The organism is Tychonema sp. LEGE 07196 (assembly GCF_963890365.1).
Taxonomy (GTDB): domain Bacteria; phylum Cyanobacteriota; class Cyanobacteriia; order Cyanobacteriales; family Microcoleaceae; genus Microcoleus.
This window is the reverse complement of sequence record NZ_CAWPRX010000098.1, coordinates 1-10,398: the sequence shown is the minus strand read 5'-3', so window position 1 is coordinate 10,398 and position 10,398 is coordinate 1. Positions and strand designations below refer to the sequence as shown.

At 47.4% G+C, this 10,398-nt stretch carries 9 protein-coding genes and 1 pseudogene; 5 read left to right on the top strand and 5 right to left on the bottom strand.

The window, feature by feature from the left end:
* Positions 1 to 156: 156 nt before the first annotated feature.
* Complete coding sequence (locus AACV78_RS12275) at positions 157 to 1,122, bottom strand: DNA polymerase III subunit delta' (protein WP_194012640.1); 966 nt, start codon at positions 1,120 to 1,122, stop codon at positions 157 to 159.
* Between AACV78_RS12275 and AACV78_RS12270 the strand changes: the two genes are divergently transcribed.
* On the top strand, positions 1,121 to 1,258 hold the full coding sequence (locus AACV78_RS12270; protein WP_194012639.1) for a hypothetical protein: 138 nt from the start codon (positions 1,121 to 1,123) through the stop codon (positions 1,256 to 1,258). The two genes, AACV78_RS12275 and AACV78_RS12270, sit on opposite strands and share 2 nt — an antisense overlap.
* Before the next feature lie 149 nt (positions 1,259 to 1,407).
* Here AACV78_RS12270 and tmk read toward each other — a convergent pair whose 3' ends face one another.
* The gene (gene tmk, locus AACV78_RS12265) at positions 1,408 to 2,076 is read right to left on the bottom strand and encodes a dTMP kinase (protein ID WP_194012638.1); all 669 of its coding nucleotides are present in this window, start codon (positions 2,074 to 2,076) and stop codon (positions 1,408 to 1,410) included.
* A gap of 105 nt (positions 2,077 to 2,181) precedes the next feature.
* Here tmk and AACV78_RS12260 point away from each other — a divergent pair, with 105 nt between their 5' ends.
* Positions 2,182 to 2,529, top strand: a complete 348-nt coding sequence (locus tag AACV78_RS12260) for a hypothetical protein (protein WP_194012637.1) — start codon at positions 2,182 to 2,184, stop codon at positions 2,527 to 2,529.
* A 208-nt stretch (positions 2,530 to 2,737) separates the two neighbouring features.
* Here AACV78_RS12260 and AACV78_RS12255 read toward each other — a convergent pair.
* Positions 2,738 to 5,262, bottom strand: a pseudogene (locus tag AACV78_RS12255) (heavy metal translocating P-type ATPase).
* Positions 5,263 to 5,485: 223 nt separating this feature from the next.
* Between AACV78_RS12255 and AACV78_RS12250 the strand changes: the two are divergent.
* A complete protein-coding gene (locus AACV78_RS12250) occupies positions 5,486 to 5,719 on the top strand; it encodes a DDE transposase family protein (RefSeq protein ID WP_194012635.1) in 234 nt (77 codons plus the stop codon).
* A 113-nt stretch (positions 5,720 to 5,832) separates the two neighbouring features.
* Here the strand turns inward: AACV78_RS12250 and ctpC are convergent, their stop codons facing one another.
* Positions 5,833 to 7,188, bottom strand: coding sequence for a carboxyl-terminal processing protease CtpC (ctpC, locus tag AACV78_RS12245; RefSeq protein ID WP_194012634.1), 1,356 nt, complete (start codon positions 7,186 to 7,188; stop codon positions 5,833 to 5,835).
* 392 nt (positions 7,189 to 7,580) lie between these two features.
* On the bottom strand, positions 7,581 to 8,804 hold the full coding sequence (gene ispG / locus AACV78_RS12240; RefSeq protein ID WP_194012633.1) for a (E)-4-hydroxy-3-methylbut-2-enyl-diphosphate synthase: 1,224 nt from the start codon (positions 8,802 to 8,804) through the stop codon (positions 7,581 to 7,583).
* A 70-nt stretch (positions 8,805 to 8,874) separates the two neighbouring features.
* On the opposite strand from ispG, the gene AACV78_RS12235 reads away from it, so the two are divergent.
* Together AACV78_RS12235 and AACV78_RS12230 are read left to right on the top strand one after the other, a co-directional pair.
* Positions 8,875 to 9,024 carry a hypothetical protein gene (locus AACV78_RS12235; RefSeq protein WP_194012632.1) on the top strand — a complete coding sequence of 50 codons (150 nt, stop codon included), beginning with the start codon at positions 8,875 to 8,877 and terminating at the stop codon, positions 9,022 to 9,024.
* Positions 9,025 to 9,098: 74 nt separating this feature from the next.
* The coding region (locus AACV78_RS12230) for a serine/threonine-protein kinase (protein WP_194074409.1) at positions 9,099 to 10,398 on the top strand (1,300 nt) is incomplete at its 3' end.

Sequence of the window (10,398 nt, the reverse complement as noted above, 5' to 3'; positions counted from 1 at the left end):
ACAATATTCTTTCGATGTGGAACAGTTAATGAAGTTAAGTCCTTCTAAACGCCGCTTTTATCAACAAGGTATGCGGGCTGCAACCCTTATACAGTCTATCTCGTAGACCTCTTTGTCACCCCCCCAGTCTGTGAAGTAAATCTCAAATCTAAAATTTCAAAGGGATTGACAAATTCCCATAAGCGTGCATTCCCAAACTAATCGCGGCTGTACGTAGTTTAGCAAATATTGTCGCGCTTTTTCTAAGGGCTCTAAGGGCGATCGAGCAATTCCCCCGGTCAAAAATTGCTGCCAATAACAATGCTGTAAATAATCGATCAACCACAACTGAGATTCAGTATCCAAAGTTTTATCAATTTCCTTGGCTAATTCCAAAGCACACCGCAGATTTTGAGGCAACTGTTTCACCTTTTGTAGGAAATCATCGGGGATTGATTGCAGTTGCTGCCAAATAGCAATTGCCTCGCCAGGGCTTCCCTGAGCCATCCCCATTACCTCGGGATGGGATAAAATCTCCGCGAATCCGGCTTGCTGCAAAACTTGTGCCATTGCTTCGGAATTCAGCCGCGAAAACTGGATTTTTTGACAGCGAGAAATCAAAGTCGGCAGCAAAACATCCACAGTGGGAGCAATTAAAATTAAGGCTGCTTTTCCCGGTTCTTCCAAGGTTTTTAACAAGCCGTTAGCGGCTCCCTCGCCCATTGTTTCTGCTTGCTGCAAAACTACAACTGAACGCCCAGCTTCTAGAGGCGGTCTGCTCAAAAAATCACTAATTTCTCTAATTTGTTCTAAGCGGATTTGGGGCGGTGCTTTCCGCTTTAAACCTGCTTCTTCTGCTTCCTTTGCCGAAAGCCGTTTGCCTTGATTGATGTAAGTTGGTTCTACCCAGAGCAAGTCTGGATGATTTCGCTGCCGCACGCGATTTTGCAGGGAGCTGAGCGATTGTTTTTCGGGAAGATTGACTGAGAATAAAAGCTCGATGAAACACTGAGCGGCTAAACTTTTGCCGATACCGTTAGAACCTACAAATAAATAACCGGGAGCAATTCGGTTGCGATCGACTGCTTGGGTTAGTAATTCTACGGCTCCATTTTGTCCGATTAATGATGTGAAATAATCCATGTTTGTGAAGGAAGAAGGAAGAAGGAAGAGGGAAGAAGGAAGAGGGAAGTTCGGCAACGGATTCTGTAACGGATGTAACGGATTTAATGGATGGAATATTTTTTTTAGTTATTGTAGGGTGCGTCAGGGGGGCTGAATGTGATAACTACCGATTCAAGAATTTTGCCCCCTGACGCACCCTACGGTTAGTTAGCTACGAACTTAGAAACCAAGTTTTTTATCGAGATTGGGGATTTTTAGCAAATATTTGGTAGAAAAACCCGGTTTCTGGCCACGTATCTCAGCTTACTTTTCGGAATTGGGATTATTTAGATATCCCCAAGCTTCTAACTTGCGAGTCACAATGGTTTGGATTTCCTGGGCGACTTCATCTTCAGACCGATCGCCATTTATGCGAACAATGCGAGATTTATGTTCCTCGGCTAACTCCCCAAAACCTTGCTGCACGAGGCGGTGAAAGTTAAAATCAGCTTGCTCCATCCGATCGCGCTCTCCCCGAGCCCTTACCCTCGCCAAACCCGCTTCCACATCAATATCCAGCCACAAAGTCAGATCGCTTTGCAAGCCGCCCGTGGCAATTTCATTCAACTGCTTAATTAAATTTAACTTAAGACCGCGGCCGTAGCCCTGATAAGCAATCGTAGAGTCAGTAAAGCGATCGCACAAGACAATCGTTCCCTTAGATAACTCTGGTTTCAGAAAAGTTTCGACGTGCTGAGCGCGATCGGCCGCATACATCAGTAATTCTGCCATCTCCGATACCAATTCTCCCGAATCTTGTTTAAGCAATAAATGTCGCAGTTGCTTTCCGAGCTCAGTCCCCCCCGGTTCGCGAGTAGCCACCAACCCGACTTTCAAATAGCAACTTGATTGCAGCCAATGTATCAACCGCTGCATTTGAGTAGTTTTACCCGCACCTTCGCCGCCCTCAAACACAATAAATTTACCCTTCATGAGCCTAACTTTCCATCTAAATAAAATAAATCCATATTGTTCTGTCGATCTCTTCTAGGTTCTGTATGATAAGAAAGTCTAAATGCCTCACGGCTGGAGTTTTCTATGGCTCGCTATACTGGTTTTTTTATCGTTGCCGTTCCGATCGACCGTCTCCGTCAGTCTCTGATTGAAATTTTAGAGTCATGCAATCTTGATATTATCTACAATACAGGAGATTCCCTCATGGCTCGCGAAATTCCCGGTCAAGTTTCGATTCCGAAACTTGTCACAGCAGAAGTCCTAATCGAAAAAAACACGGCCAGCGACTCAGAGGTTCGCATGAACTTCGTGATTAAAAACGAGGAACTACCACTGCAAACCAATAACCACTGCCGTCAAATGTTCGAGCTAGTCAGTCATTCAATTATGAAAAACAATAATTGGCGGCTCTTGGAAAGTATGGCACTGTAGCCATCAGTCAGTCAGTCGATTTTAGATTTTAGATTTTAGATTTTAGATTGACTCCACAGATGAATCTGGGGCCTCGAACTAACGTCGAAACTTCTTGGATCTCGACTCCTGGTGTGAGGGGCTTGTATCCGTATTGGGATGAGGTCATCAGTCATTAGTTTGTGGCTAATGACCGATGACTGAGGACTTTTATCTGCAAGCCCTACATTTAAGCTCGAAAGTTCCGGCGCAGCAACAAAGAATTGGTAACAACGCTAACAGAACTAAAGGCCATAAATGCACCCGCCGCCGCAGGAGTGAGTAGAATTCCGGTTGCAGGTAGCAAGATACCGGCTGCAACTGGAATTCCCAAAGTATTGTAAACAAAAGCCCAGAATAAATTTTGGCGAATCTTATTAAAAGTAGCGCGACCAAGGTCGATCGACTCAACAACATCCATCAAAGCATTTCGCATCAGCACAATTTGAGCCGTCTCAACTGCCACATCAGTGCCGCAGTGCAAACCGATACCGACATCAGCTTGAGCCAAAGCAGGCGCATCATTGATGCCATCCCCCACCACAGCAACTTTACAGCCTTGAGCTTGCAAACGGGCGATCGCCCTTGCCTTTCCATCCGGTCGCACTTGGGCCAAAACATCAGCCGCCGCCAAACCTAGCTGCTGCTGCGCCACCGCCGCCGCCTCCTCCGTATCCCCCGTCAGCATCATCACCCGCAATCCCATCTCCCGCAAACGTTCCACCGCCGCCTTAGCATCCGGCCTCAGAGTATCTTTTAGCCCGATTACCCCCAGCAAAACGCCCCCAGAAGCCACGAAAACCGCCGTTTTGCCTTTGCAAGACTCCAAAAATTCCGCAGCCACAGCCACGCCGTGCTCGCTCATCCACGCGGCATTCCCCGCGAACACCCGCCGCCCCTCAACCAAAGCAGAAACCCCCAATCCCGGTTCCGTGTAGAAATCCTCAGCAGGTAGCAGCGGCAAACCTTGCTGTTGCGCTTCCAGCAAAATCGCTGCGGCGATGGGATGACAAGCGCCCCTTTCCACCGCTGCGGCAATTTGCAGCAGTTTTGAGTCAATTGTGGCAATTGTGGAAGCAACATCTTGGCTGTTTCCCACATTAATATCCGAGTTCAAATCCCAATCCGAATTCTGGAAAATCGGCAAATAATCAGTGAGTGTAAGATTGCCGGTTGTGAGAGTACCCGTTTTGTCAAAAACCACCGTATCTAATTGATGTACCCGTTCTAAAACATCGCCACCGCGAATTAAAAGTCCGCGCTCCGCGCCGATACCAGAACCGACTAAAATTGCAGTTGGGGTAGCAAGTCCCAAAGCGCAAGGACAAGCGACAACTAAAACTGCGATCGCCAATTTCAGACTTAACAACACAGAAGATTGATAATGGATAATAGGCAATTGGTAATTGGTCATTGGTAATTGGTTTACCATGCCCGACACCCCATGCCCGATGCCCCATGCCCCATATCGTGTCCTAAAAGCACAGAAGGCCAAATATGAGTTCCGGCAAAATACCAAAATAGGAAAGTTAAAGCCGATATCGTCATTACGCCGTATACAAAATATCCGGCGACAGTATCAGCTAAATTTTGAATCGGCGCTTTGCGAGTTTGGGCAGCTTGCACCAAAGCCACCATTTGAGCTACAGTTGTTTCTTGACCGGTGCGAGTTGCGCGCATCACAATTGCGCCGGATTGATTGATAGTTCCCGCTGCGACTGTATCTCCTGGTTGTTTCAAAACAGGCATCGATTCGCCAGTCAACATCGATTCATCTACAGTTGTTTTACCTTCGCAGACTTCGCCGTCTACTGGAATTTTTTCCCCTGGTAAAACTTGCAGCCATTCTCCGACTCGGACGCGATCGGCTGGAATTTCAATGTATTGTGGATTGTGGAGTTGAGATGTCGAGTTTGGGGGCAATTCTTCCGAGTCTAAATTTAAAATCGGCAGTTTAAAATCAACTAAGCGGGCTGTTGCCGGCTGCAATGCAATTAAAGCTTGCAAAGCTGATGCAGCGCGCCGTCTGGCTTGCTGTTCGAGAGTTTTGCCCAACAAAATAAAGCCCAGCAGCATCACTGGTTCGTCAAAAAAGCACTCCCATCCCATCCGTGGAAACAGCAGCGCCGCGTTGCTAGCGGTGTAAGCTGTGACAGCGCCTAAAGCTACTAAAGTGTTCATGTTTGGTGCGTTTCGCCACAAACTGCGGCAGCCGTCAACGATAATCGGGCGGCCAGGTAGCAGCAATGCGAGGGTGGCGAGTCCCCAGTGAAACCAGATGTTGCTGAGAATTGGGGCTTTGGTGCCGAGTATGTGACCTAAACCGGATAGAATAATGAGGATAAGGGCGATCGACAATTGATTGATTTGCTGTCGAATTTCTTGCCGCCGCCGTTCAACTGTTGCCGCTTCGGCTTCTTGCTGATTTCCACCTAACCGAGACACAGAGGGAAATCCGTTATCAGTCAACTTTTTTGCTAAAGCTTCTGCATCGACAGCCCCCGGTTGGCACTCAACCGTTGCAACTTCTACTGCTAAGTTAACGCAAGCTGAAATTACACCTGAATGCTGCATGAGTTGGCGTTCAACTGCTTTGGCGCAGCCTGCACATTTCATCCCGCTGACATCGAAAGTCACAAGTTCTGGCGGCGGGGATTCTTTAATTGGGATGATTTCTGGTTGATTTTCGGAGATTGTTTTGGGGACAAATTGCATTGTTTTTTTTGTATAGATGAGTAGGTTTTTGTATTTTGGAAATATTTGGATGCACTGTTGGGACAAATGCTTGTATTTTGATAATAGATAATTTTTCTGGCATCTTCCGAAAGTGTTAGTTTTTTTTAATTCTTATTAATTGCCCGGTTGAAAGCGGATATCTATTTGATACAATCAGTGAATTGCTTCGTTAGTATCCAGCTTTTGTCTGACGAATTTAGCTATGACACCAACACTAAAATATTATATTGTCAAACGTCTGGCCGGTAATTGCGAGATTTTGCCGTTGGCGGAGCCCGCCCCTACGGGGGCTACGCCAACGCAGAGGATCGCCCAAATCGAAGAACAAGACCCTACTATTATAGACAAGTGGGGCCCTTACGATTCTGCCGAAGATGCCATCGCCCGACGCATCGGTTTAATTCGCGCGGGAAAATGTCAACCAACCAAATTTTAGATTTTAGATTTTAGATTTTAGATTGAAGATAAGAAGGACTAAAGTCCTCACTACAAACCTGGTTCGTAGTGAGGACTTTAGTCCTTCTTTACTGAAGTTTTTGTGACTCAAAACTACTTGGATTTAGCCGGTGCCGCGCTCGGTTTTGCTTGCGCCGCATTCGGCTTAGCTGGCGCAGCATTCGGTTTCGCCTCCGCCTTATTGTTCCCTGTTTTGCCAGTAACTTCTTTTGTCAAAACTTCTAAAGCCTTCGCGTATTGCGGATCTGCCGTCGTAGCAATTTTATCGCGATCGCGCCTCAACTCCTGTTTTTGAGCGTCGGTGAGTTCAATCACAAAATCCGGTTTAATTCCCATGTGATTGATATCAGTGCCGTTGGGAGTAAAATATTTGGCAATTGTCACCGCCAAACCCGAACCATTTCCCACGCCGCGTACCGACTGCACCAAACCCTTACCAAAAGTCTTTGTACCCACCAAAACCGCGCGTTTGTTGTCTTGCAAAGCACCGGATAGAATCTCGCTAGCACTGGCTGAACCGCCGTCTACGAGTACAACCAAGGGTTTATCAGTAATCTCTCCCTTGTTTGCAGTTTGTCTGTCGGCCTCCCCGACTCGATCGACCGTCGAAACGATCGTACCTTCCTTGAGCCACATCCGAGCAATTTCAATACTTCCGTACAGCAACCCGCCCGGATTGGAACGCAAGTCTAGGATATAGCCTGTCACCTTTTTCTGTTCCAAATCCTTCATTGCCGATCGCATTTCCGATGCAGCATTCGCACTAAACTGATTTAAGCGAATGTAGCCGATTTCGCCGATCGGGCTTTTCTGCACCGAATGTCGCACCGGATGAATTTCAATTTTAGCGCGCTTGAGCTTAAAATCAATTTCCTTTTTGTCCCGCAAGATAGTCAGAGTCACATTACTATTTACCGGGCCCCGAATCAAAGTTACCGCTTGATTCGTATCCATACCTTCAGTGGTTTTGCCGTCAATCTTAGTAATGATATCTTTTGCCAGAATACCAGCAGTAAAAGCAGGGGTATCCTCGATTGGCGAAATCACCACCAACTTTTTAGTTTTCTCATCTTGAGTCAACTGAATCCCAACTCCTGTCAATTCCCCAGAAGTTTCCACCTGCATATTTTTGAACTCTTGAGGATCCATAAACCGCGTATAAGGATCGTCCAGCTTCTTCAGCATTTCCCGAATTGCCTTATAAGCTTCCTCATCGCTGGTATAAGTCCGCTTCAAATAATCATTTCGCACTGCTTTCCAGTCAACCTGGTTAAAAGTGCCATCAACATAACTTTTGTCAATAATCTGCCAAACTTCATCAACCAATTCTTTAGGACTTCCCCGAAAAGAAGCCAGAGATTTAGAACTGCAACCAGTGTTGACAAGAGTTACAGCAGTGAGTGCAACTGCTGTAGCACTTAGAATAAGCCCTCGTTTTGTTATAACCATTTGTCTGACGCGCCGGAGCAAAAGATTTCAGAATAATCACGCCCAATCTAACACAGGCAAGGCTTGGTCGGATTTTGGATACATATTTATTCAACTTTGCCGAGTTGTATTCCCGAAGCGGAGGCTGCCGCGCCTGAATAGGGACGCAGGTTTAGGAAGTTGATTTGTCAACGCCTAGAATCCTTGGTATTTCGGCGTTGTACCAAAGTCTAGATCCCCCTAAATCCCCCTTAAAAAGGGGGACTTTGAATACTCTTGTCCCCCCCTTCTTAAGGGGGGCTAGGGGGGATCGGGCCTCGGATACAAAGCGAGATTTTTCAACGGTTTCAGGCGATTGTTGACACCCTTTGCTTTGAACCCGCCCCAAACCTCAAAATTAAATCCAGTAAGGCTTACTCAGGTTCAACCCAGCGATCGTCCGACTTAATCAAATCAATCAATTCTGCCACACCCTGAGACTCAGGAACCTTCTTAATCTCATCCCGGCCGCGGTACAGAGAAATATAACCCGGTTGCTTCCCGACATAGCCGTAGTCAGCATCAGCCATTTCTCCCGGGCCATTGACAATACAGCCCATTACTGCTATATCCAAACCCGTGAGATGCTTCGTCGCCTCCCTCACTTTGTGCAAGACTTCCTCTAAATTAAACAAAGTGCGGCCGCAGGAAGGACAAGCCACATACTCAACCATCGTTTTCCGCAATCCCAAGGCTTGCAGAATGCTGTAGCAAACGGGAATTTCCTTTTCCGGGGCCTCTGTCAGGGAGACGCGGATAGTGTCGCCGATGCCGTCAGCCAACAGCGGGGCGATACCAGCCGTGGATTTAATGCGGCCGTATTCGCCATCGCCAGCTTCCGTAACGCCCAAATGCAGCGGGTAATCCATGCCCAGTTCGTCCATCCGGTGCGCCATCAAGCGGTAAGCAGCCACCATCACCGGCGCGCGGGAGGCTTTCAGCGAAATCACGATGTTGCGGAAGTCGAGGGATTCGCAAATTCTGATAAATTCTAGGGCGGATTCTACCATGCCTTCGGGGGTGTCGCCGTAGGTAAACAGCATCCGTTCGGCGAGGGAACCGTGATTGACACCGATTCGCAAAGCTTTACCTTGATCGCGCAGGGAAATCACCAGAGGTTCCAGGGTTTCGCGGATTTTTGCGCCAATTTCCGCGAATTCCGCGTCAGTGTATTCGGTTCTGTCGGCTTTCGGCTTCTCGAACACGTAAAGTCCGGGATTGATTCTCACTTTGTCTACGTGTTTGGCGACTTCCAGGGCAATTTTCATCCCGTTGTGGTGGACATCGGCAACCAGGGGCACGGCTTGGTAGGTTTCTTGCAATTTTTGCTTGATTTCGGCTAATGCTTTGGCGTGGGCCATGCTGGGCACGGTAACGCGGACGATTTCGCAGCCAATCTCGTGCAAGCGCCGAATTCCTGCGACTGAACCGTCGATGTCGAGGGTGTCTTCGTTAATCATCGATTGTACGACGACTGGGTTGCCTCCGCCGATGGTGATGCTGCCGACTTTGACGGGACGGGTTTTGCGGCGTTTGATGCTGGTGTCGAAAATCGGCTGAGGGTTAGGGGTTTTAGTTGGATTCGGCAGAGTTTGCATAGTTGATTGGTAGAGTTTTGTTACGAAGGTCTATAAAATTGTGTCTGCTGTTTTTTAGGTTGCCATAGAAATGACCTCTTTGGGCAAAGAGGTTTTGGGATTTAGGATTCTTAATGGGATTGTGGCGAATTTGTCGATCGAATTATGTCGGAAAAGGGCGATCGAACTAAAAGCCAACCATCACCGGGAAGGCGAACTGAAGTTGAGCCCGTGGAATTAAACCGCACTTAGAAAATACAGTTAAAATACAGGCTAGGCCGAGATAAAAATTAATATTGGTTGGCGGTGAGGGGAATGATTTGGACACCGGGGCAGCGCTTAAATGGCGATCGGTATATCATTGAACGCAAGTTAGGTGAGGGCGGCTTTGGCATCACCTACCTAGCGCAGAAGGCGCAAAACAGGCAGCGGGTTGTCATCAAAACGCTGAAAGATGAATTATTGAGAGATCCAAATTTCGCCCGGTATCGGGACAGATTCCGCGATGAGGCGGTAAAGCTATCTGTGTGCAGGCATCCCAATATTGTGCAAATAGACAACTATTTCGATCGTGGTAATTTGCCTTGCATTGCGATGGAATATGTGGCAGGAGAAGATTTGTGGAAATGGGTGGAAAGGCGCGGTATTCTGTCAGAAACCGAAGCTTTGAACTACATCCGCAAAGTGGGAGAAGCGGTAATAGTAGTTCACGAAAAAGGTTTGCTACATCGGGATATCAAGCCAGAAAACCTTATGGTGCGTGACAATCAAGATGCAGTTTTGATTGATTTTGGTTTGGCGCGGGGTTTTATTCCCGATCGCACTCAACAAATGACTTTTGGATTAACACATGGTTTTGCGCCTCCCGAACAGTACGGGGAAATGGGCAGATTTGCTGAGTACACAGATGTTTATGCTCTGGCGGCAACGCTATACTATATGCTAACGAGTACACCACCAACTGCTGCATTTATGAGGGCTTTCAATGATCCTTTAAAGCCGCCGTTTCAGATTAATCCTAATATTAGCGATGCGGTGAATCGAGCAATTATGAAAGGGATGGAAATGGATGAGACAAAGCGCCCTCAGTCGGTTCAAAAATGGTTGGCTATGCTTCCACAACCTACCCTTGGTAATTGGGGGCAAAGAGGGGGTGTTTTGCCAAGGATTCCTAGCCCGCAGCCACAGCCACAACGTATAAATTTGATTTCAGCAAAAGGAGTCGATTATCGCAACCTCGATCGGCTGTTGGCTAGCGGAAAATGGCAAGAGGCGGATGGGGAAACGGCAATAAAAATGCTGGAAGTAGCGGGGAGAGCGGGGGATGGCTGGCTGAGGGCTGAAGATATCGATCGATTCCCCTGTGAAGACTTACGAACTATTGACCAACTTTGGGTAAAATACAGTAACGGACGTTTCGGCTTTTCGGTGCAGAAACGCATCTATCAAAGTCTGGGAGGAAGCAGAGAATACGATCGGGAAATTTGGGACGCTTTTGGCGATCGAATAGGTTGGCGTGTGAATAACAAATGGTTGTACTACAACGAATTAAAATTCAACACCAAAGCACATAGGGGGCACCTCCCAGTGGGGGCGAGATTGGGTGGGTTGGGAG

Coding starts and splice junctions, on each gene's coding strand:
- AACV78_RS12270 (WP_194012639.1), top strand. CDS start 1,121: ATGTTTGTGAAGGAAGAAGGAAGAAGGAAGAGGGAAGAAGGAAGAGGG.
- AACV78_RS12275 (WP_194012640.1), bottom strand. CDS start 1,122: ATGGATTATTTCACATCATTAATCGGACAAAATGGAGCCGTAGAATTA.
- tmk (WP_194012638.1), bottom strand. CDS start 2,076: ATGAAGGGTAAATTTATTGTGTTTGAGGGCGGCGAAGGTGCGGGTAAA.
- AACV78_RS12260 (WP_194012637.1), top strand. CDS start 2,182: ATGGCTCGCTATACTGGTTTTTTTATCGTTGCCGTTCCGATCGACCGT.
- AACV78_RS12250 (WP_194012635.1), top strand. CDS start 5,486: ATGACACCAACACTAAAATATTATATTGTCAAACGTCTGGCCGGTAAT.
- ctpC (WP_194012634.1), bottom strand. CDS start 7,188: ATGGTTATAACAAAACGAGGGCTTATTCTAAGTGCTACAGCAGTTGCA.
- ispG (WP_194012633.1), bottom strand. CDS start 8,804: ATGCAAACTCTGCCGAATCCAACTAAAACCCCTAACCCTCAGCCGATT.
- AACV78_RS12235 (WP_194012632.1), top strand. CDS start 8,875: ATGACCTCTTTGGGCAAAGAGGTTTTGGGATTTAGGATTCTTAATGGG.